General features: G+C 45.7%; 28 protein-coding genes and 1 other annotated feature (1 of these 29 only partly in view). Of the genes, 23 read left to right on the top strand and 5 right to left on the bottom strand.

The annotated features are described in order from the left end of the window. Positions 1–134, top strand: a binding site (T-box leader); it begins 115 nt to the left of the window's first position. Between the two features lie 135 nt (positions 135–269). The 11 genes from ACTNA4_RS05675 to thiM all read left to right on the top strand — a co-directional run bounded on the left by ACTNA4_RS05675 (position 270) and on the right by thiM (position 9,129). Next, positions 270–1,277 (top strand): ABC transporter substrate-binding protein, encoded by a 1,008-nt coding sequence (locus ACTNA4_RS05675; protein WP_441029018.1) that lies wholly within the window; start codon positions 270–272, stop codon positions 1,275–1,277. 72 nt (positions 1,278–1,349) lie between these two features. Next, complete coding sequence (locus tag ACTNA4_RS05670; protein ID WP_427805563.1) at positions 1,350–2,237, top strand: ABC transporter permease; 888 nt, start codon at positions 1,350–1,352, stop codon at positions 2,235–2,237. Further along, the gene (locus ACTNA4_RS05665; RefSeq protein ID WP_427805564.1) at positions 2,224–2,997 is read left to right on the top strand and encodes an ABC transporter ATP-binding protein; all 774 of its coding nucleotides are present in this window, start codon (positions 2,224–2,226) and stop codon (positions 2,995–2,997) included. The genes ACTNA4_RS05670 and ACTNA4_RS05665 overlap by 14 nt, the downstream gene beginning before the upstream one ends. Before the next feature lie 337 nt (positions 2,998–3,334). Next, on the top strand, positions 3,335–3,544 hold the full coding sequence (locus ACTNA4_RS05660; protein WP_441029016.1) for a hypothetical protein: 210 nt from the start codon (positions 3,335–3,337) through the stop codon (positions 3,542–3,544). Between the two features lie 21 nt (positions 3,545–3,565). After that, on the top strand, positions 3,566–3,835 hold the full coding sequence (locus ACTNA4_RS05655; RefSeq protein ID WP_441029014.1) for an L-2-amino-thiazoline-4-carboxylic acid hydrolase: 270 nt from the start codon (positions 3,566–3,568) through the stop codon (positions 3,833–3,835). A gap of 84 nt (positions 3,836–3,919) precedes the next feature. Beyond that, on the top strand, positions 3,920–4,117 hold the full coding sequence (locus tag ACTNA4_RS05650) for a hypothetical protein (RefSeq protein WP_427820497.1): 198 nt from the start codon (positions 3,920–3,922) through the stop codon (positions 4,115–4,117). Between the two features lie 309 nt (positions 4,118–4,426). Further along, the gene (gene nrdD / locus ACTNA4_RS05645; protein WP_427805567.1) at positions 4,427–6,559 is read left to right on the top strand and encodes an anaerobic ribonucleoside-triphosphate reductase; all 2,133 of its coding nucleotides are present in this window, start codon (positions 4,427–4,429) and stop codon (positions 6,557–6,559) included. Continuing rightward, the gene (gene nrdG, locus ACTNA4_RS05640) at positions 6,560–7,075 is read left to right on the top strand and encodes an anaerobic ribonucleoside-triphosphate reductase activating protein (RefSeq protein WP_427820499.1); all 516 of its coding nucleotides are present in this window, start codon (positions 6,560–6,562) and stop codon (positions 7,073–7,075) included. Between the two features lie 57 nt (positions 7,076–7,132). Then, positions 7,133–7,654, top strand: coding sequence for a dUTP diphosphatase (locus ACTNA4_RS05635; RefSeq protein WP_427805569.1), 522 nt, complete (start codon positions 7,133–7,135; stop codon positions 7,652–7,654). 88 nt (positions 7,655–7,742) lie between these two features. Further along, a complete protein-coding gene (gene thiW, locus ACTNA4_RS05630) occupies positions 7,743–8,315 on the top strand; it encodes an energy coupling factor transporter S component ThiW (RefSeq protein WP_427805570.1) in 573 nt (190 codons plus the stop codon). Then, positions 8,260–9,129: a hydroxyethylthiazole kinase gene (gene thiM / locus ACTNA4_RS05625; RefSeq protein ID WP_427805571.1), complete on the top strand. Its 870-nt coding sequence runs from the start codon at positions 8,260–8,262 to the stop codon at positions 9,127–9,129. The genes thiW and thiM overlap by 56 nt, the downstream gene beginning before the upstream one ends. A 118-nt stretch (positions 9,130–9,247) precedes the next feature. Here thiM and ACTNA4_RS05620 read toward each other — a convergent pair whose 3' ends face one another. Continuing rightward, positions 9,248–9,931, bottom strand: coding sequence for a S1 RNA-binding domain-containing protein (locus tag ACTNA4_RS05620; protein ID WP_427805572.1), 684 nt, complete (start codon positions 9,929–9,931; stop codon positions 9,248–9,250). A 219-nt stretch (positions 9,932–10,150) separates the two neighbouring features. Here ACTNA4_RS05620 and ACTNA4_RS05615 point away from each other — a divergent pair, with 219 nt between their 5' ends. From ACTNA4_RS05615 to ACTNA4_RS05605, 3 genes are all read left to right on the top strand, one after another. Next, positions 10,151–11,803, top strand: a complete 1,653-nt coding sequence (locus tag ACTNA4_RS05615) for a putative manganese-dependent inorganic diphosphatase (protein ID WP_427805573.1) — start codon at positions 10,151–10,153, stop codon at positions 11,801–11,803. Between the two features lie 19 nt (positions 11,804–11,822). Continuing rightward, positions 11,823–12,419 (top strand): flavin reductase family protein, encoded by a 597-nt coding sequence (locus tag ACTNA4_RS05610; RefSeq protein ID WP_441029012.1) that lies wholly within the window; start codon positions 11,823–11,825, stop codon positions 12,417–12,419. Positions 12,420–12,522: 103 nt separating this feature from the next. After that, on the top strand, positions 12,523–13,671 hold the full coding sequence (locus ACTNA4_RS05605; protein ID WP_441016180.1) for an iron-containing alcohol dehydrogenase: 1,149 nt from the start codon (positions 12,523–12,525) through the stop codon (positions 13,669–13,671). Between the two features lie 65 nt (positions 13,672–13,736). Here the strand turns inward: ACTNA4_RS05605 and ACTNA4_RS05600 are convergent, their stop codons facing one another. Continuing rightward, the gene (locus ACTNA4_RS05600) at positions 13,737–15,095 is read right to left on the bottom strand and encodes an MATE family efflux transporter (RefSeq protein ID WP_441029010.1); all 1,359 of its coding nucleotides are present in this window, start codon (positions 15,093–15,095) and stop codon (positions 13,737–13,739) included. A 179-nt stretch (positions 15,096–15,274) separates the two neighbouring features. On the opposite strand from ACTNA4_RS05600, the gene ACTNA4_RS05595 reads away from it, so the two are divergent. The 7 genes from ACTNA4_RS05595 to ACTNA4_RS05565 all read left to right on the top strand — a co-directional run bounded on the left by ACTNA4_RS05595 (position 15,275) and on the right by ACTNA4_RS05565 (position 21,083). Continuing rightward, the gene (locus ACTNA4_RS05595; protein WP_441029038.1) at positions 15,275–15,922 is read left to right on the top strand and encodes a polysaccharide deacetylase family protein; all 648 of its coding nucleotides are present in this window, start codon (positions 15,275–15,277) and stop codon (positions 15,920–15,922) included. Positions 15,923–15,937: 15 nt separating this feature from the next. Continuing rightward, positions 15,938–16,657 (top strand): tRNA threonylcarbamoyladenosine dehydratase, encoded by a 720-nt coding sequence (locus ACTNA4_RS05590; RefSeq protein ID WP_427805578.1) that lies wholly within the window; start codon positions 15,938–15,940, stop codon positions 16,655–16,657. Positions 16,658–16,678: 21 nt separating this feature from the next. Further along, positions 16,679–17,995 (top strand): replication-associated recombination protein A, encoded by a 1,317-nt coding sequence (locus ACTNA4_RS05585; RefSeq protein ID WP_441029008.1) that lies wholly within the window; start codon positions 16,679–16,681, stop codon positions 17,993–17,995. 80 nt (positions 17,996–18,075) lie between these two features. Continuing rightward, on the top strand, positions 18,076–18,555 hold the full coding sequence (locus tag ACTNA4_RS05580) for an NfeD family protein (protein WP_441029006.1): 480 nt from the start codon (positions 18,076–18,078) through the stop codon (positions 18,553–18,555). A gap of 1 nt (position 18,556) precedes the next feature. After that, positions 18,557–19,477: an SPFH domain-containing protein gene (locus ACTNA4_RS05575; RefSeq protein ID WP_441029004.1), complete on the top strand. Its 921-nt coding sequence runs from the start codon at positions 18,557–18,559 to the stop codon at positions 19,475–19,477. Between the two features lie 39 nt (positions 19,478–19,516). After that, positions 19,517–20,239: a LytR/AlgR family response regulator transcription factor gene (locus ACTNA4_RS05570; RefSeq protein ID WP_441029001.1), complete on the top strand. Its 723-nt coding sequence runs from the start codon at positions 19,517–19,519 to the stop codon at positions 20,237–20,239. Further along, positions 20,232–21,083, top strand: coding sequence for a sensor histidine kinase (locus tag ACTNA4_RS05565; protein WP_441028999.1), 852 nt, complete (start codon positions 20,232–20,234; stop codon positions 21,081–21,083). The genes ACTNA4_RS05570 and ACTNA4_RS05565 overlap by 8 nt, the downstream gene beginning before the upstream one ends. Before the next feature lie 87 nt (positions 21,084–21,170). Here ACTNA4_RS05565 and ACTNA4_RS05560 read toward each other — a convergent pair whose 3' ends face one another. The 3 genes from ACTNA4_RS05560 to ACTNA4_RS05550 are packed head-to-tail and all read right to left on the bottom strand — an operon-like array spanning position 21,171 to position 23,787. After that, positions 21,171–21,683, bottom strand: coding sequence for a DUF4364 family protein (locus tag ACTNA4_RS05560; RefSeq protein ID WP_427820504.1), 513 nt, complete (start codon positions 21,681–21,683; stop codon positions 21,171–21,173). Positions 21,684–21,696: 13 nt separating this feature from the next. After that, on the bottom strand, positions 21,697–22,635 hold the full coding sequence (locus ACTNA4_RS05555; protein ID WP_441028997.1) for a TIGR01212 family radical SAM protein: 939 nt from the start codon (positions 22,633–22,635) through the stop codon (positions 21,697–21,699). Between the two features lie 3 nt (positions 22,636–22,638). Beyond that, complete coding sequence (locus ACTNA4_RS05550; protein WP_441028995.1) at positions 22,639–23,787, bottom strand: NAD(P)-dependent malic enzyme; 1,149 nt, start codon at positions 23,785–23,787, stop codon at positions 22,639–22,641. Positions 23,788–24,079: 292 nt separating this feature from the next. Between ACTNA4_RS05550 and rho the strand changes: the two genes are divergently transcribed. Both rho and rpmE read left to right on the top strand, forming a co-directional pair. Continuing rightward, positions 24,080–25,411: a transcription termination factor Rho gene (rho, locus tag ACTNA4_RS05545; RefSeq protein WP_427805587.1), complete on the top strand. Its 1,332-nt coding sequence runs from the start codon at positions 24,080–24,082 to the stop codon at positions 25,409–25,411. A 131-nt stretch (positions 25,412–25,542) separates the two neighbouring features. Further along, entirely contained in the window at positions 25,543–25,743 is a 201-nt protein-coding gene (gene rpmE / locus ACTNA4_RS05540; protein ID WP_427805588.1) for a 50S ribosomal protein L31, read from the top strand. Positions 25,744–25,762 lie beyond the last annotated feature (19 nt).

Genomic DNA, 25,762 nt, shown 5'->3' with positions numbered 1-25,762 from the left:
TCTTTGGAGAGTATGGTATGTCGGGAACCCGACCCGTTATCAATGTGGAGTGTATGTTAGTACATGGAAGAGGACAGTCAGACTGTTGAAGTTGAGTGGTACCGCGTTAATATGAATTTATTACCGCCTCAATCCGGATAGGGTTGGGGCGCTTTTTATTATCGTGGCAGACATGAAAGTCGTACTTCTTACTAACGAAAGCAGAATTCCGGGCATATGGAATGAAGCAAGAAGGTCAATCATTATGAAAAGAGAAGGAGACAAAAATTATGAAAAAGAGAACAGTAGCAGTAATTTTGAGCATGGCAATGGCAGTTACAATGGCGGCAGGATGTGGCGCTAAGAAAGAAAGCAGTGGCGAGAAGAGTTATACAATCGGTATTTCACAGTTCGCTGAACACGGATCTCTGGATAATTGCCGTGAAGGATTTATTGAGGGACTAAAAGAAGAGGGGATTGAAGAAGGCAAGAACCTGACGATTGAATATAAGAATGCGGCAGCGGATATGGGAACGGCTTCCCAGATCGCGAGCAGTTTTGTTTCTGACAAGGTGGATATGATCTGTGGCATTGCGACACCAAGTGCGCAGAGCGCATACAATGCAGCAATGGATTCCGACATTCCGGTTATCTTTACAGCAGTAACGGACCCGGTTGCAGCAGAGCTTGCGGATGCAGACGGTAAACCGGTCGGTGAAGTGACAGGAACAAGCGATAAGCTGCCGGTTGAAGAGCAGCTTCGAATGATCCGAGAGGTTCTCCCGGATGCAAAGACGATAGGTATCATTTATACAACCAGTGAAGCAAACAGTGTTTCGGCGATTGAAGAATACAAAGAAAAAGTCGGTGATTATGGTTTTGAACTGGTAGAAAAGGGAATCACGAATACATCAGAAATCGCACTGGCAGCAGATGATCTTCTGACAAAAGTAGATTGCATTTCCAATCTGACAGACAATACCGTTGTAAATTCGCTTGCAACTATTCTGGATAAAGCAAACGCAGCGAAGGTTCCGGTATTCGGAAGTGAAATCGAGCAGGTTAAGATCGGTTGTCTTGCAGCAGAAGGTCTGGATTATGTAGCGCTTGGAAAGCAGACTGGTAAGATGGCAGCTAAAGTGCTGAAAGGTGAGGCGGCAGCTTCTGAGATTAGCTTTGAGACCATCACGGAGGCAGGACTTTATCTGAATACAAAGGTTGCTGCAGATCTTGGAATTACACTTTCCGATGATCTGGTTTCCGGTGCAGTGGAAGTTTATGACAGTATTGCTGAGTAATATATTAGTATCAAGTAAAACGTTTATTGGATTAGAATTATACGATTTTGAAGAAAAGCGGGGTTTAATGGCATGAGTTTTGCAGTGTCTATTCTGGAGCAGGGGCTGATCTACGGTATCCTTTCTCTGGGAATCTATATCACATATAAAATACTGGATTTTCCGGATTTGACCGTAGATGGAAGTTTTCCTCTCGGAGCGGCGGTGACAGCACTTTTGATTACGAGAGGTGTGAATCCGTACCTGACACTTGTTGCGGCATTTCTGGTTGGAGTGATCGCGGGAATCTGTACGGGACTGATTCATGTGAAATGTAAAGTGCGGGATCTGTTGTCCGGCATTATTATGATGACAGCACTCTGGAGCATCAATCTGAGAGTTGCCGGAACTGCAAATGTGCCGTTATTTTCGCAGAAAACAATTTTTAAAAATGATGTAATTGATAAAGTGGTTCCGGAAGCATTATCAAAATACAGTACTCTGATCATGATTTTGATCATTGCAATATTCTGCAAAATTCTTTTGGATCTTTATATGAAAACTCAGTCAGGTTATCTGCTCCGTGCCGTCGGTGACAACGATAAGCTGGTGACTTCTCTGGCGAAAGATCAGGGAAATGTTAAAATCCTCGGCCTTGCGATTGCAAATGGACTTGTAGCGCTGGCGGGATGTGTGTTTTGTCAGGAGGAGAGAGTGTTCGAAATTTCCAGTGGTACCGGTGCTATGGTCATTGGACTTGCAAGTGTTATTATTGGTACGAGCATTTTCAAGAATCTGACATTTATGAAGACGACAACGGCAGTACTTGTAGGCTCTGTGATCTACAAGGCATGTGTGGCAATTGCGCTGAGAAGCTTTGAACCGCAGGATATGAAACTGATTACGGCAGTATTGTTCCTTGTGATTCTGGTGTTGAGTATGGAGAGAAAGAAGAAGGTGAAGAAGAATGCTGGAGCTTAGAGATATTCATAAGTATTATAATCCGGGAACCGTCAATGAAATGTGTCTTTTTCAGGATTTTAACCTGACGATTCGCGATGGAGAATTTGTTTCGGTGGTAGGAAGCAACGGCTCAGGCAAAACTTCTATGCTGAATATTATCTGCGGAAGTATTCCGGTGGAAGCGGGAAGCATTCTGATCGACGGAAAGGATATTACCAGGGAAAAGGAATATAAAAGAAACCGGAAGATTGGAAGGGTTTATCAGAATCCGGCGATGGGAACCTGCCCGTCCATGACGATTCTTGAAAATATGTCACTGGCGGATAATAAAGGAAAGTTCTTTGGACTGGGAAGAGGAACGAATAAAGCCAGAATCGAGTATTATCGGGAATCTCTGGCGCAGCTTGGCCTTGGACTTGAGGATAAGATGGATGTGAAAGTGGGATCTCTTTCTGGAGGCCAGAGGCAGGCGATGGCACTTTTGATGTCTACCATGACGCCGATCGAATTCCTGATTCTGGATGAGCATACGGCAGCGCTGGATCCGAAGACGGCGGAACTGATCATGGAACTGACGGATAAGATCGTGAAGGAGAAGAAACTGACTACAATTATGGTGACGCATAATCTCAGATATGCGGTGGAGTATGGAAACCGGCTTATTATGATGCACCAGGGTGAGTGCGTGATTGATAAGAGCGGGGAAGAGAAGGCGAAGATGCCGGTGGATGAGATATTGAAGATGTTTAATGAAATAAGTATTGAGTGTGGGAATTAGGGACGCCCGCGCAGATGCTCGGTAGGGATTACTCCGAGGCTGCGCTGCGGTGGAACTAGTGCACAAAACTGTAAGGGTCCGAGATGGTTGACCAATGGGTCTCCCACCTCGGGCCCTAACATTTTTGGCACGGATTTCCACCGCGCTTCGCTTAACCTCCGTAATCCCTACCGAACATCTGCGCGGGCTGGTACTTTCCAAGGACTCTACGTACGGTTGTTTGGGGGACGCGCGTGCGGGGCGAGGGCCCCTGGCGCTGGTGGGATGAGGAAGGGGAGGTTGAGGGAGAGTTTGTTGGGGCGAGGGCCCCGGGTGCTGGTGGGATGAGGAAGAAGAGATGAGTATTAAAAATGAACCAAAGATTAAGAATCCTCTTATTGTTGCGATCAGGGAGCAGTTGGAGCACCGGGCGCTTTGGATGTATTTGCTTTGTGATGAGGCGAAGAAGAAAGGGCTGGATTCGAAGGAGTATGCGCCGGATGCGATCCGCAGATGTGGTCTTTATCAGGGGGCAAATCTGCGAAAGAAGGCAGGCGGCAGGGATTAGCTGAAGGGGCTGAAGAAAACGTTGTTTTCGAAGTTTGCACAGTGGGTTTTTGAGATGGATATCAAGCAGTGTACGGATGATCATCTGGATATTGATTTTCATTATTGTCCGCTGGTGAAAGCGTGGCAGAAGCAGGGATGTACGGATGAGGAAATCCGGGTGCTCTGTGATCATGCGATGTGTGGTGACAGGGGAATTGCGGAGAGTTTCGGATGCGAGCTGGATCTGCCCGCGACGATTGCGAATGGGGATGAGGTGTGTAAGATCCGGTTCGTGAGGAGAAAGAAATAGAAGGAAGTCTCATGGTTGCCTGGCACACAGTTGCTCTACGCTTCGTAGGTTGCTGTTTTTTTAAATGGAAGATACAATAAAGCTATGAAAAAACAGCAAAGAGAGGTAAATGTAAATGGGATATGTAATCGGAAAAACAAGAAAAGAACTGAGAGAAAAGAAAAAACTTACGCAGAAGGAGTATGTCCGGTCTGTGGAAATATTATTGCATCCGCAGGATTCGGGTCATTCACCTGCTGTGGAATCGTGCTACCTGAACAGGAGGCCGAGCAGCCGGAATAGGATCATCAGATTATGGTCGAAACTGTGGATAATTTAAAGGATAGGGGGATTTAGAAAAAGCAGATGTTTCGTGTTCATACGTGGAATGTCTGTTTTTTTCATGTTACTTTTCACACAGTAGCCAGCATTTACTGCGGGCTACGTGCCAAGAGCGTACATTAACTTTTTCATGTTTATATTTGGAGCAGTAAATACAAGAACATTGACTTAATCCGGGAGAAATGGTAAAATAGAAAAGCAAAATAAAGCACATAATATTGTTTTAAAATAATACAACAAACACAATATATAGTAGAAAGGAGACGATTTATGGATCTGAAGGATGTCAGAGTGATCAAGAAGGACGGAACGAAAGAAGAATTTAATGTACAGAAAGTCGTTGTGGCTGTCAATAAATCTGCCTATCGTGCCCTGATTCAGTTTACGGAGGAAGACATTCAGTTCATCTGCCGGTTTGTGGAAGAGAAGGTCCTTGAGCTGGGAGTGAAGGAGATTCAGATTGCCCAGATGCACAATGTGGTGGAAGGCGCTCTGGAGAAAGTGAATCCGATCGTGGCAAAGAGTTACCGGGATTACCGGAATTATAAGCAGGATTTTGTGCACATGCTGGATGAGGTTTACCGGAAGAGCCAGTCGATCATGTACATCGGGGATAAGGAGAACAGTAATACGGACAGTGCGCTGGTGTCTACGAAGAGAAGTCTGATTTTCAATGAATTGAACAAAGAGCTTTATAAGAAATTTTTCCTGACTGTGGAGGAGCTTCAGGCGATCCGGGAAGGGTATATTTATATTCACGATATGTCAGCGCGCAGGGATACGATGAACTGCTGCCTGTTTGATGTGAAAAATGTTCTGACCGGAGGGTTCGAGATGGGAAATCTGTGGTATAATGAACCCAAGACACTGGACACAGCCTTTGATGTGATCGGAGATATTGTGCTGAGCGCTGCAAGCCAGCAGTACGGAGGATTTACGGTGCCGAGTGTGGATGAGATCCTGGAGCCATATGCCGAGAAGTCACATAAATTACATCTTGAAAAATATCGTTCACTGGGGCTTCCGGAAGAGGCCGCACAGGAAGTAGCGTGGAAGGATCTTGAAAAAGAGATGGAGCAGGGCTTCCAGGGATGGGAATATAAATTCAACTCTGTTTCATCAAGCCGCGGGGACTATCCGTTCATCACCGTGACGAGTGGAACGAATATCAGTAAATATGGAAAGCTGATTACGAAAACTATGCTGGAGGTTCGCAAGAACGGTCAGGGTAAGGCCGGACATAAAAAGCCGGTATTATTCCCGAAACTTGTATTTCTGTATGATGAGAAGCTTCATGGACCGGGAGCTCCGGCGGAGGATCTGTTTGAAGCCGGGATTGAATGTTCGAGAAAAACGATGTATCCTGATTGGCTGAGCCTTACCGGAAAAGGGTATGTTCCAAGTATGTACAAGAAATATGGGAAGATCGTAAGCCCTATGGGATGCAGGGCGTTCCTTTCACCGTGGTATGAAAGAGGCGGAATGAATCCGGCAGATGATGATGACAAACCGGTCTTTGTCGGGCGGTTTAATATCGGGGCAGTCAGTCTGCATCTTCCGATGATCCTTGCAAAATCAAGGCAGGAGAACCGGGATTTCTTTGAAGTGCTGGATTATTATCTGGAATTGATTCGGAAGCTGCATATTCGTACCTATGATTATCTCGGCGAGCTGCGTGCGTCAACCAATCCGCTGGCATACTGTGAGGGTGGATTTTATGGCGGTCATCTGAAACCGCATGATAAGATCAAGCCACTTCTCAAATCGGCGACAGCATCCTTTGGAATCACGGCGCTGAATGAGCTGCAGCAGCTGTATAATAAAAAGTCTCTGGTGGAAGACGGGGAGTTTGCACTGGAAACATTGGAATATATCAATAAAAAGGTGCAGGAGTTCAAGAAAGAGGATGGGCATCTGTATGCGATCTACGGCACTCCGGCAGAAAATCTTTGCGGCGTTCAGGTACAGCAGTTCCGTAAGAAATACGGTATTGTGGAAAATGTTTCGGATCGTGCGTATGTGAGCAACAGTTTCCATTGCCATGTGACCGAAGATATCACTCCGATCCAGAAGCAGGATCTGGAGAATAGATTTTGGGATCTGTGCAACGGTGGAAAGATTCAGTATGTGAAATATCCGATCAATTATAACGTGGAAGCAATCAAGTCACTGGTACGCCGTGCGATGGATATGGGATTTTATGAAGGCGTAAATCTATCGCTTGCATATTGTGATGACTGCGGTCATGAAGAACTTGCGATGGATGTCTGCCCGGTATGCGGAAGTAATAATCTGACCAAGATCGATCGGATGAATGGATATCTTTCTTATTCAAGAGTCAAAGGAGATACGCGTCTGAACGATGCGAAGATGGCGGAAATTGCGGAAAGGAAAAGTATGTAGATGCGTTACCACAATATAACAAAAGATGATATGCTCAACGGGGACGGACTTCGGGTCGTATTGTGGGTGGCAGGCTGCAGTCACTGCTGTAAGGACTGTCACAATCCGGTCACATGGGATCCGAACGGCGGACTTTACTTTGACGAGTCTGCAAAGGCGGAACTGTTTGAAGAATTGAAAAAGGATTATGTGAGCGGTATCACCTTCAGCGGAGGCGATCCGCTTCATATTGCAAATGTAAATGATGTGACAGAACTGTCAAAAGAAATCCGGGAGACATTTCCGGAGAAAACAATCTGGCTGTATACGGGTTCTACGTGGGAAGAGGTACGCCGCATGGAAATCGTGAGGTATCTGGATGTGTTGGTGGACGGTGAATTTGTATTTGCCAAAAAGGATCCGCTTCTTTGTTGGAAAGGAAGCAGTAATCAAAGAGTGATCGATGTACAGAGAACACTGGCGGCAGAAACGGATACAGTGCCGGTTCTGCATTGCCCTGATTATGATGAGAATTAGCAGGTTTGAAACTTGACGGGTATAGGTCGTAATAATGTGAAACAGGAGAAGAGACAGATGAGAAGAATTGCAAAATTTCACAAAGTAAGTGCCGAACAGTTTGCCGAAAGCTGGAAGGACACATTTGGAGAAGATATTTCAGGAGAAGAGATACAGAAACTCTATGAAGAGATCCGCCTTCCAAAGAGAGCAACATCAGGGAGTGCAGGATATGATTTTTATGCACCGGATACGTTTGTTTTGGAACCGGGAAAGACGGTCAAGATTCCTACCGGCATCCGGGTTGAAATGGAAGACGGATGGGTGCTGAAATGCTATCCGAGAAGTGGGCTTGGATTTAAATACAGGCTGCAGCTCAATAATACGGTAGGAATCATTGACAGTGATTATTTTTATTCCGATAATGAAGGGCATATTTTTGCAAAACTGACGAATGATTCCAATGAAGGAAAAACGTTGGAAATAGCGAAGGGAACCGGCTTTATGCAGGGAATCTTCGTGGAGTATGGGATCACGGTGGATGATGACACCGATGAAGTGAGAAACGGTGGATTCGGAAGTACGACGAAGGGTGTTTAAAAGCTTCGGATGCGGAAGTATACCAAAGAATGTTCACGATATTCGTATATAAAAGGATGAGAAAAGGTTAGGGAAAGGACTTGAAAAAATGGATAAGACGAGAGTAAAGATTTTCCGGATGATTATGCTGGCAATGATGGTGGCGATCGGGGTTGTGATTTCTCCGATTCTCAGGATTGAGGGGATGTGTCCGACGGCGCATCTGGTAAATATTGTATGTTCGGTTCTGATGGGACCGTGGTATTCTCTGCTCTGTGCGACACTGATCGGAGTCATCCGTATGATGTTTATGGGAATTCCGCCTCTTGCGCTGACGGGTGCAGTGTTTGGTGCGTTTCTGTCCGGTGTGTTTTATCGGCTTTCCGGAGGGAAAATCATCTGCGCAGTGATTGGAGAGGTATTTGGAACCGGGATCATCGGTTCGATTGTATCTTATCCGGTGATGGCATTTCTGATGGGAAGAGAAGGACTGAACGCATTCTTCTATACGCCCATGTTTCTGGGAGCTACACTGATGGGCGGAACGGTTGCATATTTCTTCCTGAAAACCTTAAGTAAAGCCGGATTGCTTGCAAAATTCCAAATGAGTCTGGGAGAGAAAGTTTATGACAGAAAGCATACAAAATCTTCAAAAAATGATGGCGCTTCAGAAGCTCGTTAAAAAAATACGGCCGTTGATCCACTGCATTACAAACCCGATTTCAATTCATGACTGTGCAAATGTGGTTCTTGCCGCAGGCGGAAGACCGATCATGGCAGAACATCCGCGGGAAGTGGAGCAGATTACAGAGACAGCACAGGCGCTGATGCTGAATTTGGGAAATATCACAGATGTAAGAATGGAATCCATGAAGAGATCACTCGCAGCAGCTAATAAGAAAGGGATTCCCGTGCTCCTCGATCTGGTCGGGGTTGCCTGCAGTGATCTGCGCAGAGAATATGCAAGCGAGCTGTTGCAAACGGGAACCATTTCTGTTTTGAAAGGAAATATGTCTGAGATACTGGAAATGGCGGGGGAAGAGTCTCACAGTATCGGTATCGATGCAGGAATACAGGATACACTGACACCGGAGAATCTGGAAAAGGTAATAGAGTGTTTTCAAAGTATGGCTAAAAGAACCGGAGCGGTTATCCTTGCAAGTGGTAAGACTGATCTGATCGTAGATGCAGCGGAAGTATATGCGGTGGAAAATGGAGATGCGATGATGTCGGAGATTACCGGTACCGGCTGTATGCTGGGAGCAGTGTGCAGCACTTATCTGGGTGGAGTTCACGTAAGCACGGCGCAGAATACCTGCGAAATTAAGATGATCCACGCGGTTCTCTTGGGAGCTGCGGTAATGGGGATTGCGGGAGAATTGGCGGCAGAAGACAGCCACGGACCAGGAAGCTTTCAAATACGTTTTCTTGATTTTTTATATCAGATAGATGGAAAATTGCTTGGAATCAAGGGGAAGATTAACAGAGTATTATAAATACGAGTATCCCATGAAAATCAGTACTTTTACAGTACAGATTCCTCATGGGATACTCGTTTCATTTGTTGGTCTTTGTCGAAAAATGTTTTGCAAAGTAACAACTTCTTTAAAATTATTAAAGTTTCAGATTTTTAAATAAGTCTCCGAGGCTGGTTCCGATTGCTTCAGATTTCGGAAGTTCGATCTTTTCTTCCGGCTCTTCTTCAGATTCCTTTTCTTCCATAAGAGCTTTGATGCTCAGGCTGATCTTGCCTTCCTTGATACCGATTACTTTTACGTCTACTTCATCGTCAACTTTGAGTACCTGGTCAGGAGATTTGATTCTCTGGGTACTGATTTGTGAGATGTGTACCAGACCGGAGAGACCGTTTTCAAGACGGATGAATGCTCCGTAAGTCTGAAGAGATTCTACTTTACCTTTCAGAACGCTTCCGACTTTTACAGAAGCAAGCAGTTCTTCTTTGGCTTTCTTTTCCTGTTCTCTCAGAATCTCGCGGGCTGACAGGATCAGACGTCCCTGTGCCTGGTCAGCTTCGATGACTTTGACATCAACTTCTTTTAACAGATAGGATTCCAAATCTTCAATATAAGAAAGAGAAAGTCTGGAAGCCGGGATGAATCCGCGGATGCCTTCTACCATAGCGATCGCTCCGCCGTTTACGATTCCTTCAATTGTTACATGGAGTACTGTACCCTTCTCGAGATAATCCTTTACGATGTTCCATGGATTTGCATCATCGAAATGTTCCTCATAATCTGCCATGCTCTCTGTGTTTTCCATTAACTGTTCGTTATCCATAATTCCACCTCTACCTCAGTTCGTTTACTCTTTTGTTGTACAAAAGGTCGCTTTATGTTTTAGTATACCATGTTTTTGGTAGAATCGGAACAAAAAATTATCAAAATATGGAAGAACGTTTTATGAGAATGTATTATTTTGGAAAATATGGTTGACGAAATGAGCAAAAAATGGCATTCTGACAATAGTAAGTAGTATGAAAACAAGGAAGTGGTAGAAATGGAAAATAGAAAAGTGAAAAAAACGTATGTTATCGGACATAAGAATCCGGACACGGATTCCATCTGTTCTGCGATTGCATATGCGAATTTAAAAAGAGAAATGACCGGGGAGGAGTATGTGGCAAAACGTGCCGGTGAGCTGAACGGGGAAACGGCTTACGTACTCGATCGATTTGGCGTAGAAGTCCCGGGATATCTTGGAGATGTGCATTTGCAGGTTAAGGATATGGATATCCGTCAGATTGAAGGTGTCCGGTCCAATGCATCGATCCGTGAGGCGTGGACGCGGATGAAGCAGGAGAATATCCGCACCCTTCCGGTTACCAGAAATGACCGGCTGGAAGGATTGATTACGATCGGAGATATTGCGACATCCTACATGGAGGTGTATGACAGTCATATTCTGTCGACCGCGAGAACGCAGTATCGCAATATCGTGAATACGCTGGACGGAACGATTGTGACAGGGAATGAACACGGTTATTTTCTGAAGGGGAAAGTGATTATTGCAGCGTCCAGTCCGGATATGATGGAAAATATTATTGAGAAAGACGATCTGGTCATTCTCGGAAATCGTTATGAATCCCAGCTCTGCGCGATCGAGATGGATGCCAGCTGTCTGGTCATCTGTCAGGGAGCGGAAATATCGAGAACAATTAAGAAGATGGCAATGGAGAGAGATATTGTGGTGATTCAGACACCGCACGATACATTTACAGCGGCAAGGCTGATCAACCAGAGTATTCCGGTTAAGTATTTCATGAGTAAGGATAATCTGGAGACATTTCACATGTCGGATTATGTAGACGATGTCAAGGAAGTTATGGCGAAGAAGAAATACCGTGATTTTCCGATTCTTGATAACCAGGGACATTTTCGCGGTTTCCTTTCCAGACGTCGGTTGATGAGTTCCAGAAAGAAACAGGTGATTCTGGTGGATCACAATGAAAAATCTCAGGCGGTGGACGGAATTGAAGAGGCGGATATCCTGGAGATCATTGATCACCACAGACTGGGAAGTATGGAGACGATCGGGCCGGTATTCTTCCGCAATCAGCCGGTGGGATGTACGGCGACCATTGTTTATCAGATGTATCAGGAGAATGGTGTTACGGTAGATAAGACGATCGCAGCACTGCTTTGTTCGGCGATCTTATCGGATACATTACTGTTCCGTTCTCCGACATGTACGATGGTGGATCAGGCGGCGGCTGCTGCTCTGGCACAGATTGCGGGAATTAATATGGAAGAGCATGCAAAGGCGATGTTCAATGCAGGCAGCAATCTGCGTGAGAAGACAGAAGAAGAGATCTGTTTCCAGGATTTCAAAGTATTCAATGCCAACGGAGTATCATTTGGTGTCGGCCAGATCACTTCGATGAATCAGGAAGAGCTGGATGATGTAAGAGAACGTCTTACCGATTATCTGGAAGTAGCCAGAGTCGATCAGCATCTGGATATGGTATTCTTGATGCTGACAAATATTCTCGAGGAATCAACGGAACTGATGTGCTGTGGCGAAGGGGCAAAAGCAAGGATCCTGGAGGCCTGGGAGATGCCGGAGGATACCGAACGGGTACTTCTTAAGGATGTTGTGTCCCGCAAGAAACAGTTTATTCCGACATTGGTAGGTTATCTGCAGCAGAAATAGGACAGCAGGGGAGAAAATTATGGCGAAGCAGACTTGGAAGGCAGGAAATATGCTGTATCCGTTACCGGCGGTCATGGCCAGTGTATCGGACAAGGACGGGAAGAATAATATCATTACGGTTGCATGGGCAGGAACGATTTGTACGAACCCTCCGATGGTATCGATTTCCGTGCGTCCGGAACGGTATTCTTATCATATGATAGATGAGACAGGAGAATTTGTTATCAATCTGACGAATGAGGATCTTGCAAAGGCCAGCGATTATTGCGGTGTGCGTTCCGGAAGAGATGTGGACAAATTTAAAGAAATGCATTTGACTCCGGATGAAGCGCAGTATGTAAAAGCACCGTTGATCAAGGAAAGTCCGGTCAATATTGAATGCAGAGTGGTAAAAAAAGAAGAACTTGGTTCACATCATATGTTTTTGGCAGAGGTCCTTGCGGTTCATGTGGATGATGCCTACATGGACGAGTCGAACCGGTTCGCGCTTGAGAAGACAAAGCCGCTGGTTTACGTCCACGGGCAGTATTTCAGTCTTGGAAGACTACTGGGAACTTTTGGCTATAGTGTGAGAAAAAAGATCAAGAAGAAAAAGAAAGAGAATAAAAGGAAATAGCTTGACAAAGAAAGGCGTCAGGGTATATGCTGTTTGAGTAAATCTCAAGGGCGAGACTGTGAAGGAGCAGTTTCGCCCTTTTTTTAGAAAAGGAGCGGAAAAAATGAAGAATTTTACGTTTACAGTACCACAGGATATTATTTTTGGAATGGGAAGTTTAAAGAGACTTCCGGAATTGCTGAAAAAAAACGGATCGGCTAAAATGCTGCTGGTTTCTGACAGGGGACTTGAGAAGCTGGGAGTGGTTGAAAAGGTGCGAAGTATTGTTACGGCATCCGGAATTGAGGTGGCAGAATTTCTGGATGTAGAGCCGAATCCTTCCGTGGATACCGTGAATGCGGCAGTAAAAGCATATCAGGAAGCGGAAGCGACAAGTATTGTGGCACTTGGCGGAGGAAGCCCGATGGACGTTGCAAAAGCAGTCGGTGTACTTGCAAAATTCGGCGGACAGATCACAGAATATGAAGGAGCGCACAAGGTACCGGGCAAGATTGTGCCGATCATTGCGATCCCGACTACAGCAGGAACGGGAAGTGAAGTGACCGCTTTCTCTGTTATCACAGATACATCAAGGAACTACAAACTGACGGTATTCAGTTATGAACTGATTCCGAGTTATGCACTTCTCGATCCGGAACTTATTATGACAGCGCCGGCATCCATCGCGGCGTCCTGTGGTGTGGATGCACTGATCCACGCATGGGAAGCATATACATCCCGCGATGCATCTCCATTTTCCGATGCAATGGCAGAAAAAGCGATGGAACTGATTGGAGCAAATATCCGCCGTTTTGTCGCAAACAGACAGGATGAAGAAGCAGCCTGCGCAATGATGTCAGGAAGTATGTTCGCAGGAATTGCATTTGCATGGGCACGTCTGGGTAATGTACATGCGATGAGTCATCCGGTCAGCGCATTTTTCCATGTGCCGCACGGAGTAGCAAATTCCATCCTGCTTCCGACGATTGTAGAATACAACGCACTTGCAGATCACGGACGTTATGAGAAGATCTACAATTACATCAGCAAGGAAAGCGAACCGGTTGTCGATTTTGTGCCGGAGATGCTGGTTGACGAAGCGCGCGAGCTTCTGAAGGATCTTGGTATTCCTTCCAGACTTTCCGATGTAGGGGTGACAGAAGACAAGATCCCGCAGATGGCAGCAGATGCAATGAAGAGCGGAAATATTCTGGCAAATCCGAGACAATCTACACAGAAAGATATTGAGATGCTGTACCACAAAGCACTTTAGGAGTATAAAAAATGATATCCCAGAAACCAAGTTGTTTTTGGAATATCATTTTTTTATATATCGTACTACAGCGGGTTGACTTTTTGGAGATAAATGCGCCTCAGGAACCAGGCGGAAAGTACGACCGACACAAGTTCAGCGATCGGAATTGCCCACCACACCTGATTTAACCCGAAAAGCCGGGCAAATAAATAGGCAACAGGCAGTATAACACATAACTGCCTTGCAACAGAGACGATCAGACTGTACATGCCGTTCCCGAGGGCCTGAAATACCGAACCTGATACGATACAGAATCCGGCGAAAATAAAACTGAGGCTGATGATCCGCAGAGCAGGGATGCCGATTTCAAGCATCCGGTCAGAAGCATCGAACATGCGGAGCATGACATCCGGAAAGCACTGAAAGAGTACCAGCCCAAAGAGCATAATCGTAACAGCAGTGCAGATACTGAGCCATATCGTGTGCAGAATTCTTTTTTTCTGACGCGCACCGTAATTAAACGCGATGATCGGTATCATTCCGTTATTCAGACCGAAGATCGGCATGAAGATAAAGCTTTGAAGCTTAAAATAAACTCCGAATACAGCGGCTGCTGTTGAAGAGAACATCAATAAAATCTTATTCATGCCAAACGTCATGACAGAACCGATGGACATCATAATAATCGAAGGTATCCCGACTGTATAAATATTTAGAATGACAGTACGGTTTGGACGAAAGCCTTTCAAATGAATATGAATATCTTTGTTTTTCGTAATGTTAAAAAGCAGAGCCATTGCCGCTGCAATCATCTGACCAATAATCGTGGCAACTGCGGCACCTGCCACCTCAAGTCTTGGAAAACCGAACAACCCGAAGATCAGAATCGGATCTAAAATGATGTTGATAATGGCACCGGTTCCCTGAGTGATCATAGCATAGAACGTTTTCCCGGTGGCTTGAAGCAGCCTCTCACAAGTAACCTGCAGGAAAATGCCGATGGAACAGATCGTAATGATTCGCATATACTGTGTGCCGTAGCGGACGATCTGCAGATCGGTTGTCTGAATATGAAAAAAAACACCTGAGCAAAGGCCGCCAAGAACAGCAAACGCCAGGGAACTCATAAATCCAAGAAATAAGCCGTTGGATGCAGCACGGTCAGCCGCCTCGTAGTTCTTCTCGCCCAGATTCCTGGAGAGAAGTGAGTTGATCCCGACGCCGGTACCCGATGCGACCGCGATTATCAGGTTCTGTATGGGAAATGTGAGTGAAACGGCGGTAAGTGCATTTTCATTCAGCCGGGCAACAAACATGCTGTCAACAATATTGTAAAGTGCCTGTACCAGCATGGAAAGTATGATAGGAAGTGACATTGTGAACAGTAGTTTCGGTATGGGCATGACCCCCATTTTATTCTCTTTTCTTGTCGAATCTGACATGATTTTCCTCCTTTGTATCGATAACCTATCTGATATTATAACATTGAATATGTATATTGCAATAAGAGAAATGCCCGAGGTATAGGAAATCAGAGATTTTCATATATTAGAGAGAATATGGAAAACGGGGTGGGAGCTTGAAATACCGGTTATGGAAGTCTGTTTGCACCATTTGTTATATGATTTTGCTGTTTACGGCACTGGGAATCTGGGAGGGCAGATCGCAGGAAACCGGCAGCAGGGAAGATGCAGTACAGGAAATGAAAGAAGAAAAAATGAAAATCGCACTGACATTTGATGACGGACCCCACCCGTCGTGTACGCCGCTTTTGCTGGACGGTCTGAAAGAAAGAGGGGTAAAAGTAACTTTTTTCGTGATCGGCCTCAATGTAGAACGCTATCCGGAACTGGTGAAAAGGGAGTATGAAGAAGGTCATATTGTCGGGAATCATACCTACAATCATGTGGAGATCACAAGGATCGACAGTGAAAAAGCAAAAGAAGAGATCGAGAAGACGAGTCGGGCCGTGGAGAGAATTACCGGCCATCCCACGGAATACATGCGTCCGCCTTTTGGCGCCTGGCAGAAGGATCTGGAACTGGAGATGAACGTTATTCCTGTTCTGTGGACTGTAGATCCTCTGGACTGGACGACTGAGAATGAGGATGAAATTGTAAATAAAGTAGTGACGGATGTGCGGGAAAATGATATGATTCTCTTACATGACTGTTACAAATCTTCGGTACATGCCGCGCTTCGGATCATAGACCTGCTCCGGAAGGAAGGCTATGAATTTGTGACGGTGGATGAACTGATATTAAATTAGGAAAGATGAAAGAGTATGATAAATGAATTTTCAAGAACAGAACTTTTGTTGGGGACGGATGGCATGGAACGATTGAAAAAGGCTTCGGTTATGGTATTCGGAATCGGAGGCGTCGGTTCACACTGTGTGGAGGCGCTGGCGAGATCCGGGGTCGGAACATTGATTTTGATCGATAATGACACTGTATCGCTTACGAATATCAATCGCCAGTCGATTGCACTGCACAGCACGGAAGGTCGATATAAAACAGAGGTCATGAAAGAGAAAATCGCGGATATTTGCCCGGAGATTCGGGTCAGAACCTATGAGCGATTTGTATTGACCGATAATCTGGGGGACATATTGGATGAACGACCGGATTATATCATAGATGCGATCGATACAGTGACGGCAAAACTGACACTGGTATGTGAGGCAAGAAAGCGTGGAATACCGATCATCAGCAGTATGGGGACCGGGAATAAACTTCATCCGGAGATGTTTGAGATAACGGATATCACAAAGACCAGTGTCTGTCCGCTCTGTAAAGTGATGAGAAAGGAACTGAAGAATCGTGGTATCGGCCATTTAAAAGTGGTATACTCGAAAGAGAAGCCGATTGATACTTCGGGTAGGGATACAGGGGAAGATGCCGGAGTACGAAGAAGCATACCGGGGAGCATTTCCTTTACCCCTCCGGTGGCAGGGCTTCTGATTGCAGGGGAAGTAATACGTGAGTTGGCAGGACTTGTGTAGAATACAAAGGAGAGATGGAAAATGGATCTGTTTGAATATATGAGAGAGACAAATAAAGAGAAAGAATCTCCGCTCGCATCCAGACTGCGGCCGACGACGCTGGAAGAAGTGGTTGGACAGCAGCATATTATCGGGAAGGACAAACTGTTATACCGTGCGATCAAGGCGGACAAACTGAGCTCGGTGATTTTCTACGGCCCGCCCGGAACGGGGAAAACGACGCTCGCGAAAGTGATTGCAAATACGACAAGCGCCGAATTTACGCAGATCAATGCCACAGTGGCCGGGAAAAAGGATATGGAAGAAGTTGTAAATAAAGCGAAACAGATCTACGGCATGTATCAGAGAAAGACGATTCTGTTTGTGGATGAGATCCACCGGTTTAACAAAAGCCAGCAGGATTATCTGCTTCCTTTTGTAGAAGACGGAACGCTGATTCTGATCGGTGCCACGACCGAAAATCCATATTTTGAAGTCAACAGTGCGCTGATCTCCCGTTCCAGCATCTTCGAATTAAAGCCACTTTCCAAAGAGGATGTTGAGATGCTGATCATGAGAGCGGTGAATGACACCAGGAAGGGAATGGGCAGCTACCATGCAAAGATCGACGAAGACGCGCTGCATTTTCTGGCCGATTTGTCGGGAGGAGATGCGAGACTTGCATTAAATGCAGTGGAACTGGGGATTCTGACTACAAGCCGGAGCGATGACGGATGGATTCATCTTACGCTGGATGTGGTTTCGGAGTGTATTCAGAAGCGGGTTGTGCGGTATGACAAGACCGGCGATAACCACTATGACACGATCTCGGCATTTATCAAAAGCATGCGAGGGTCTGATCCGGATGCGGCAGTTTATTATCTGGCCAAAATGCTGTATGCGGGAGAAGATATCAAGTTTATTGCCCGCCGGATCATGATCTGTGCGTCGGAAGATGTGGGAAATGCAGACCCCATGGCTCTTACGGTTGCCGTTTCTGCGGCTCAGGCTGTAGAGCGGATCGGAATGCCGGAGGCACAGATTATCTTGTCACAGGCGGTGCTGTATGTGGCGACTGCACCAAAGAGTAATTCGGCATGCAATGCCATTTCTGCCGCCATGGATAATGTAAAACGAGTGAAAACGACTGTTCCGCCTCATCTGCAGGATGCACATTATAAGGGTTCCCAAAATCTGGGACATGGTGTGGGATATCGATATGCGCATGATTATCCGAAGCACTATGTAGAACAGCAGTATCTTCCGGATGAGATCAAAGGAGAGGTATTCTATGAACCCGGAGATAACGGTTATGAAGCAAAGATCAAGGAACATATGCGCTGGCTTCATGAAAAATAGCCAGGACACTTCATTGAAACAGGAAATCGCCCGATTCACGCAATATCAGTTGAACATCGGGGGAAACTCTGATACGATGTATGCAACAGGAAGGAAGTGATGAGATGGTACTGGAAGACAGTTATATTACCATTGCATGGCTGGTTCTTCTGATCATCCTTCTGGTAGTCGAGATCATTACGGTGGGACTGACCAGTATCTGGGCTGCCGGAGGCGCGCTTGTGGCGCTGATTCTGAACATTCTGAAATTTCCGTTTCTTGTTCAGGCCGTCGCGTTTTTTGCAGTCACGTTTCTGTTGTTGTTTTTCACGAGACCGTTCGCGGTGAAATGCATCAACAGCAGGAGAGAGAAGACCAACTATGAAGGAATCATCGGCAAGACGATCCGGATTGCCGAAAGAGTGGACAACATAAGCCAGACCGGAATGGCGGTGGTCAATGGGCAGGAATGGACGGTGCGATCGGAGAAGGATGAAGAGATCCTGGAAGCCGGAACCATTGCAAAAGTGGTTGATATTTCCGGAGTTAAATTAATAGTCAGACGATACAAGGAGGTTTAATATGGGATTCATTATTTTAGCAGCGATTTTTGTGATTATTTTACTGGTATTGATCTCTTGTGTGAAGATCGTTCCGCAGGCAAAGGCACTGGTCGTAGAACGGCTCGGTGCATATCAGGCGACCTGGAGTGTCGGGCTGCATTTTAAACTTCCGCTGATCGACCGCGTTGCAAGAAGAGTAGATCTGAAGGAACAGGTCGTTGATTTTGATCCACAGCCGGTTATCACGAAAGATAATGTAACGATGCGAATTGATACCGTTGTATTCTATCAGGTTACAGATCCGAAGCTGTACTGCTATGGTGTGGCAAATCCAATTATGGCAATTGAGAATCTGACGGCAACAACACTTCGAAATATCATCGGTGAACTGGAACTGGACCAGACACTGACATCCCGAGAGACGATCAATACAAAGATGCGAGCATCTCTTGATGTGGCAACGGATCCGTGGGGAATCAAGGTTAATCGCGTGGAGCTGAAGAACATTATTCCACCGGCAGCGATCCAGGATGCGATGGAGAAGCAGATGAAGGCGGAACGTGAACGTCGTGAAGCAATCCTGAGAGCAGAAGGAGAGAAGAAATCTACCGTCCTTGTTGCAGAAGGTGAGAAGGAATCTGTAATTCTGAAAGCGGAGGCTGAGAAGCAGGCGGCGATCCTTCAAGCGGAAGCAGAGAAGGAAAAGAGGATCAAGGAAGCCGAAGGTGAAGCAGAAGCAATCCTCAAAGTGCAGCAGGCAAATGCAGACGGTATTCGTTTCCTCCGTGAAGCGGGGGCCGATGAGGCAGTTCTTCGGATCAAGAGTCTGGAGGCTTTCGAGAAGGCAGCGGACGGAAAAGCGACCAAAATCATCATTCCGTCAGAGATCCAGGGACTTGCAGGTCTGGTTAAGAGCGCGAAGGAAATTATTTCCGAATAGAGCAGACAGTTGAATAGAGAAGATTGGGAGGTGCTGGATATGATACATGTGCTGATTCTGGAAGATGAACACGCTTCGATGGAAGCGCTCGTCCGTATTCTGAATGAGTATTCGGCCGAGATTCAGGTCCATGCAGCCTCCTCATATAAGGAAGCGAAAGACCTGTTGGAAGAAAATATCCGATATGGTCTTTTTCTTCTGGATGTAAACTTAAGCGGAAGCCGGAAAGAGGATATTGGGGGAATTCTTTTCGCCAGAGAGGTCAGAGAAAAATTCCAGTATATGTTTACGCCGATCGTGATGGTGACTTCCGTGGGAGCAATGGAAATGCAGGCGTACAGAGAACTGCATTGCTATCAGTATATTATGAAGCCTTTTGACCGCTCGCAGGTAGATGAAGTTATAAAAAAAGTACTTGTAAATAAGAAACAGGAGGAGCCACGGACGGTCATCATAAAAAAGGACGGAATCAACTATCAGGTGAAATGTCAGGATATTCGCTATATCGAAGCAGTTCCTCGCGGAATCTGCATTCATATGAGAGGAGAAGACTGGAAAGTGCCATATGTTACGCTGAAACAGATGATGCAGAAGCTGCCGAAAGAAATGTTTGTGCAGTCGCACCGGATGTTTGCCGTGAACCGGCAGGAAATCGAGTATATCGATACCGTGAACCGGGTGATCAAATTGAGAAACAGCAGTGATCAGGTTGAGATCGGTGTGACATATAAAGCGGAAATGGGGAGAATGATAAATGATTGATTGGGTAAGGAAGTTTTTGTATCGTATTTTCTGTGTGATCGCATTGCTGGTATCGGTCTATCTGGTTGTGGATTTCCTGTACAGCGGAACCTTTGACTATCGGGTATTCGTCATGTTTGTCCTGATGGTGGTGGTCATCATATGGGGAATCGTTGACTGGAGAAAAAATTATCTGCTTATGCAGCAGAAAGAGCAGGAACTGCGTCTGTATCAGCTCTATATTCAGCCGCTTGAGGAACTGGTGAAAGAGATCCGTGCGAGACAGCACGAATTCGACAACCAGATCAATGCCATTTTAAATATGCATCTTACGGTGGACAATTATGATGAGCTTGTGGAACGACAGTCACAATATATCATGGAAGCAGTGAAGGATGATGAGAACCGGATGTATCTTCCGCTCCTCAAGATCAGTGATAAAGTGCTTGCAGGCTTCTTATACAGCAAGATCGTGCGGGCACCATCTCATGTGAAGACGGAAATCGTGGTGAAGAATCTGGAAATCCTCTCCGGGATATCCGAACATCATCTGATCGAGATCATCGGAACGCTGGTTGATAATGCTTATGAAGCATGCACGGAGGAACTGAACCGGGTTATCATGGAACTGGATTCCGAAAATGACCGGGTTGTCTTCACTATCAAAAACCGTATGAGGAATGTCAAGCTGGAGAATATCGGACGTTTCTTTGAAAAAGGGTTTTCTACAAAAAGTGAAGACGGGAAGCGGGGACTTGGTCTTTATAATGCAAAGCTGCTCAGTGAGCGGTACGGCGGTGAGATTACGGTGAGTACGGATTTTATCGATGAACGGAATTATATCTGTTTTCGTGTAGTCGTGTAAATGAATAAAAAAAGCGGTGTCCGAAAAGGAGGACAATGGATCAAAACCTCCGGATTCGGGCACCGTTTTTTTGTGTATTATATTGGCTTACAGCAGATTTGCCATGAGCCAGGCATAGATTTCCTGATTCTTTTTCTGCCAGTTTGTGACGATGGCTTCGGCTTCGGCTTCGCTTGGAACAGAGAGCGTCAGGTCGATCAGAGGAAGTTCGTCTTCCAGAACCTGGCATCTGACTGAGAATTCCCGGGATGTGTTTCGGTAATAATCGGCCTTTACAGCAACCTCATTTTTGAGATCATATTTTTTCTCGCGTAAATAATTGTCGATATCTTCTCGTATAGAGCGGGAGATATTGTTTTTGAAATACTGGATGGACTGGGCACCGTCTTCTGTCAGATGATAAAGGGTACGGTTGTGGGAAGTCTCTTCCCGGATCAGTTCCGCTTCCGTAAGTTCGGAAAGTGCCTGCTGAAGCTTGAAATAGGTCGTATATCCTTTGTTCAGTATGAATTCTGAAATCTGTGCGTTGGTAAGCGGAAAATCCACCTTGTCCAGCATATACAGAATGATCAGTTTATATAGTGTGAAAGTTTCAGACATGATGTCGTCCTCCTTATAAATCAATATACTCTTTTCCCTGCCAGATATCGTTGTCTTTCAGGTATTTCTGCATGGAGTTCAGAACCAGCCTTTTATTCCCGGTCCAGAGCGGCTCGATCAGAAGTGATTTGGGGCCGTCTCCGGTGAGCCGGTGTATTACAATATCCGGACGAAGATTGGAGATGCACATACCAAGAACGTCAAAGTATTCTTCCATGGAAGGAACGGAGAAGGGATGTTCCTGATAATAATCTGCCAGATCCGTATGTTTTAATATGTGAAGGAGCTGCAGTTTAATACCCTGAATGGGGATCCGGTTCAGGTATCGGATGGTATCCAGCATCTGCGCAGGAGATTCTCCGGGAAGAAACAGGATCACATGTACGATAACCGAAATGTTAAGTCGTATCAATGCCTCTGCGGCATTTTCAAATACTTTCAGATCGTAACCACGACGTATGAAACGCGCGCTCTCGGGATGGATGGTCTGCAGCCCAAGCTCGATCCATACCGGTTTGATCCGATTCAGTTCATCGAGAAGTGCAAGAATCTCGTCGCTTAAACAATCTGGTCTGGTGGCGATGGAAAGGATCCTTACGTCCGGTTCCAGAATCGCCTCGTAAAAGATCTTTCGGAGATGTTCCAGCGGAGCATAGGTGTTCGTGTATGCCTGGAAATAGGCGATGTATCCGTTACCGGTCTGTTTGCGCCGAATAAGTGCTTTCCCTTCTTCGAGCTGTTCCCGAATCGTCAGGGCAGGCGAGGCGGCAAAATCTCCGGAACCCCCTTCACTGCAGAAGATGCAGCCCCGTTCACCGCAGGTCCCGTCACGGTTCGGACAGGTACAGCCGCCGTTTAATGAAACCTTATAGAGCTTCTCGCCATAGGTTGTCTTCAGATAGTAATCCAGGGAGAAATATCGTTTTTCTCCCCAGAATCTCCGCTCCGTCATCGATTAGATCAGTGCCTTGACCGCATTGCTGACAACATCTGCCACCCGCGGGTCAAATGCTTCCGGAAGAATATTATTCTCGTTCAGTTCTTCGTCTGAAACAAGACCGGCGATTGCTTTTGCAGTTGCAAGCTTCATTTCTTCCGTGATCTGTGTGGCACGTCCTTCCAGAGCACCTTTGAAAATGCCTGGGAATGCGATGACGTTATTCACCTGATTCGGGAAATCAGAACGTCCTGTTCCGACTACCTTTGCACCGGCTTCCTTGGCAAGATCCGGCATGATTTCCGGAACCGGATTGGCCATTGCGAAAAGAATGGCATCCGGATTCATGGATGCAACCATTTCTTTTGTGACAATGTTCGGTGCGGAAACTCCGACGAAGATATCGGCGCCTTTGAGGGCATCTGCAAGTGTTCCGGCTGCACCGGAAAGGTTGGTGAGCTTCGCCATTTCCTGCTGCATCCAGTTCAGATTCGGAGAATTCTCGGAAATGATTCCGTTGATGTCGCACATGGTGATATCCGGGAAACCATAGGTGAGAAGGAGCTTTGTGATCGCCACACCGGCGCTGCCGGCACCGTTTACCACAACCTTGCATTCTTCCATCTTCTTGCCGGTTACTTTGAGTGCGTTGATGATTCCGGCGAGCACAACGATGGCTGTACCGTGCTGGTCATCATGGAAGACCGGGATATCAAGAAGTTCTTTCAGTCGGCTTTCAATCTCAAAACAACGCGGTGCAGAGATATCTTCCAGATTGATACCGCCAAATGCAGGCGCAATATTTACCACTGTTTTAATGATCTCTTCGGTGTCCTGGGTATCCAGACAGATCGGAACTGCGTTGACACCGCCGAATTCTTTGAAGAGAACCGCTTTTCCTTCCATAACCGGCATAGCGGCATGGGCTCCGATATTTCCGAGACCGAGGACAGCACTTCCGTCAGAAACTACGGCGATCGTATTTGCCTTTATCGTATATTTGTAAGCTGCTTCCTTATCTTTGGCGATCACTTTACAAGGTTCAGCTACACCCGGAGTGTAGGCGATTGCCAGATCTTCGCGCGAATTCACGTGTGATTTAGCAGTTGTTTCAATCTTACCGTTCCATTTTTCATGCATTTCCAATGCTTTTTCACTTATTGACATGTCATTATCCTCCTCGACTGGGCAGTAAAATTCTGCTCAGATATTTGTTTTTGAAACTTACTTCTTATGATAACATTCTTGAGAGAGTAAAGCAATTGAAAATAATGCTTTTCAATTTGTAAAAAATAAGGTATACTATATTCAATCATCCTTTTGGCTATATACCGTGTAATAGCTGATTCAGTGAACGATTTGAAGTCATATCCACAGATTTTCCCTTGAGAGAAGAATAGGTTACTTAATAATTTTGATATATGAATGATAAATATTTTTAGAGGAGGTAATATAGAACATGACGCGAGAAAAGTATGAATCTTTGCCGCTTGCTACGTTAAAAGAGCTTGCCAAGGCAAGAGGTTTAAAAGGAATTTCTACATTAAAGAAGGCGGAGCTCATCGAAGCGATGCTGAATGAAGATGATAAAGAAAATGCAAAAGAGGTCAAGGAAGAGATCAAGAATGAGAAGCAGGGCAGTAACGTGGATATTGAACAACTTGACAGCGGACGCACCGTAAATGGAATTCTGGAAGTAATGCCGGACGGGTATGGCTTTATACGTTCCAAGAATTATCTTCCCGGTGAGGATGATGTTTATGTGTCTCCGTCTCAGATCCGCAGGTTCGGACTTAAGACGGGCGATATCCTGACCGGTAACACCAGAGTGAAGACAATGCAGGAAAAGTTCAGTGCACTCCTGTATCTGACACAGATCAACGGCGTTTCTCCGGCAGAAGCTGCAAAACGGAGAAATTTTGAGGATATGACACCGATTTTCCCGAATAAGAGGCTGAGCCTTGAGACAGGGCGGACAAGCACCTCCATGCGTGTTATGGATCTGCTGTCCCCGATTGGAAAAGGACAGAGAGGTATGATCGTGTCGCCGCCGAAAGCCGGTAAGACAACGCTTCTGAAACAGGTTGCACTGTCTGTCAGAAAGAACAATCCGGAGGTTCATCTTCTGATTCTTCTGATCGATGAGAGACCGGAAGAAGTAACCGATATTAAGGAAGCGATTGAAGGCGATAATGTGGAGGTGATCTATTCTACATTTGATGAATTGCCGGAACATCACAAGAGAGTCTCAGAGATGGTAATCGAGCGTGCGAAGAGACTGGTAGAGCATAAGAAAGATGTTATGATCCTTCTGGACAGTATTACAAGACTGGCTCGAGCGTACAATCTGGTTGTTCCGCCAAGCGGGCGAACACTGTCCGGTGGTTTGGATCCGGCTGCACTCCATATGCCGAAGCGTTTCTTCGGTGCGGCCAGAAATATGAGGGAAGGCGGAAGCCTTACAATTCTTGCCACAGCGCTCGTTGATACCGGAAGTAAGATGGATGATGTGATTTACGAGGAATTCAAAGGAACCGGTAATATGGAGCTTGTTCTCGACAGAAAGCTGTCTGAGAAGAGAATCTTCCCGGCAATCGACATTCCGAAATCCGGAACCAGAAGAGATGACCTGCTCCTCAGCACAGAAGAGCAGGAGGCGGTTGATATTATGCGCCGCGCACTGAACGGCATGAAGCCGGATGAAGCTGTGGACAATATCCTGAATCTGTTTGACCGGACAAAGAACAATGCCGAGTTTGTTCAGATGGTCAAGAAAATGAAATGCATTTAAGAATTTGGTTAATAATTTTAGATGAAAAAACTTGCATTTGCACATGAAGTGTGCTACAATAAGAAAGCTGTTTATAGACAATTAGCCGCGTTGAACGCGTAAAACGAATAAACTAAGAAGAGGTGAAAATCATGAAAGAAGGAATCCATCCAGCATATCATCAGGCAACTGTAACCTGCAACTGCGGAAATACATTTGTAACAGGATCTACAAGCAAAGATATCCACGTAGAAATCTGCTCTAAGTGTCATCCGTTCTACACAGGACAGCAGAAAGCAACTCAGGCTCGTGGCCGTGTTGATAAGTTCAATAAGAAATACGGAATTAAATAATATCCGGAATAGGAAGAAA

The sequence above is a fragment of the Bariatricus sp. HCP28S3_A7 genome (assembly GCF_052066375.1).
Classification (GTDB): Bacteria; Bacillota; Clostridia; order Lachnospirales; family Lachnospiraceae; genus Allocoprococcus.
The sequence above is the reverse complement of the archived record's forward strand: the minus strand, read 5'-3'. Positions and strand labels throughout refer to the sequence as shown.

What these genes read in the sequence shown, in the direction of transcription:
- rho (WP_427805587.1), top strand. Translation starts at nt 24,080, where the DNA reads ATGACGCGAGAAAAGTATGAATCTTTGCCGCTTGCTACGTTAAAAGAG.
- ACTNA4_RS05660 (WP_441029016.1), top strand. Translation starts at nt 3,335, where the DNA reads ATGAGTATTAAAAATGAACCAAAGATTAAGAATCCTCTTATTGTTGCG.
- ACTNA4_RS05610 (WP_441029012.1), top strand. Translation starts at nt 11,823, where the DNA reads ATGGCGAAGCAGACTTGGAAGGCAGGAAATATGCTGTATCCGTTACCG.
- ACTNA4_RS05590 (WP_427805578.1), top strand. Translation starts at nt 15,938, where the DNA reads ATGATAAATGAATTTTCAAGAACAGAACTTTTGTTGGGGACGGATGGC.
- ACTNA4_RS05595 (WP_441029038.1), top strand. Translation starts at nt 15,275, where the DNA reads ATGATTTTGCTGTTTACGGCACTGGGAATCTGGGAGGGCAGATCGCAG.
- ACTNA4_RS05565 (WP_441028999.1), top strand. Translation starts at nt 20,232, where the DNA reads ATGATTGATTGGGTAAGGAAGTTTTTGTATCGTATTTTCTGTGTGATC.
- ACTNA4_RS05560 (WP_427820504.1), bottom strand. Translation starts at nt 21,683, where the DNA reads ATGTCTGAAACTTTCACACTATATAAACTGATCATTCTGTATATGCTG.
- thiM (WP_427805571.1), top strand. Translation starts at nt 8,260, where the DNA reads ATGACAGAAAGCATACAAAATCTTCAAAAAATGATGGCGCTTCAGAAG.
- thiW (WP_427805570.1), top strand. Translation starts at nt 7,743, where the DNA reads ATGGATAAGACGAGAGTAAAGATTTTCCGGATGATTATGCTGGCAATG.
- ACTNA4_RS05650 (WP_427820497.1), top strand. Translation starts at nt 3,920, where the DNA reads ATGAAAAAACAGCAAAGAGAGGTAAATGTAAATGGGATATGTAATCGG.
- ACTNA4_RS05670 (WP_427805563.1), top strand. Translation starts at nt 1,350, where the DNA reads ATGAGTTTTGCAGTGTCTATTCTGGAGCAGGGGCTGATCTACGGTATC.
- ACTNA4_RS05665 (WP_427805564.1), top strand. Translation starts at nt 2,224, where the DNA reads ATGCTGGAGCTTAGAGATATTCATAAGTATTATAATCCGGGAACCGTC.
- rpmE (WP_427805588.1), top strand. Translation starts at nt 25,543, where the DNA reads ATGAAAGAAGGAATCCATCCAGCATATCATCAGGCAACTGTAACCTGC.
- ACTNA4_RS05605 (WP_441016180.1), top strand. Translation starts at nt 12,523, where the DNA reads ATGAAGAATTTTACGTTTACAGTACCACAGGATATTATTTTTGGAATG.
- ACTNA4_RS05570 (WP_441029001.1), top strand. Translation starts at nt 19,517, where the DNA reads ATGATACATGTGCTGATTCTGGAAGATGAACACGCTTCGATGGAAGCG.
- nrdD (WP_427805567.1), top strand. Translation starts at nt 4,427, where the DNA reads ATGGATCTGAAGGATGTCAGAGTGATCAAGAAGGACGGAACGAAAGAA.
- nrdG (WP_427820499.1), top strand. Translation starts at nt 6,560, where the DNA reads ATGCGTTACCACAATATAACAAAAGATGATATGCTCAACGGGGACGGA.
- ACTNA4_RS05580 (WP_441029006.1), top strand. Translation starts at nt 18,076, where the DNA reads ATGCAACAGGAAGGAAGTGATGAGATGGTACTGGAAGACAGTTATATT.
- ACTNA4_RS05635 (WP_427805569.1), top strand. Translation starts at nt 7,133, where the DNA reads ATGAGAAGAATTGCAAAATTTCACAAAGTAAGTGCCGAACAGTTTGCC.
- ACTNA4_RS05600 (WP_441029010.1), bottom strand. Translation starts at nt 15,095, where the DNA reads ATGTCAGATTCGACAAGAAAAGAGAATAAAATGGGGGTCATGCCCATA.
- ACTNA4_RS05675 (WP_441029018.1), top strand. Translation starts at nt 270, where the DNA reads ATGAAAAAGAGAACAGTAGCAGTAATTTTGAGCATGGCAATGGCAGTT.
- ACTNA4_RS05555 (WP_441028997.1), bottom strand. Translation starts at nt 22,635, where the DNA reads ATGACGGAGCGGAGATTCTGGGGAGAAAAACGATATTTCTCCCTGGAT.
- ACTNA4_RS05620 (WP_427805572.1), bottom strand. Translation starts at nt 9,931, where the DNA reads ATGGATAACGAACAGTTAATGGAAAACACAGAGAGCATGGCAGATTAT.
- ACTNA4_RS05615 (WP_427805573.1), top strand. Translation starts at nt 10,151, where the DNA reads ATGGAAAATAGAAAAGTGAAAAAAACGTATGTTATCGGACATAAGAAT.
- ACTNA4_RS05575 (WP_441029004.1), top strand. Translation starts at nt 18,557, where the DNA reads ATGGGATTCATTATTTTAGCAGCGATTTTTGTGATTATTTTACTGGTA.
- ACTNA4_RS05550 (WP_441028995.1), bottom strand. Translation starts at nt 23,787, where the DNA reads ATGTCAATAAGTGAAAAAGCATTGGAAATGCATGAAAAATGGAACGGT.
- ACTNA4_RS05585 (WP_441029008.1), top strand. Translation starts at nt 16,679, where the DNA reads ATGGATCTGTTTGAATATATGAGAGAGACAAATAAAGAGAAAGAATCT.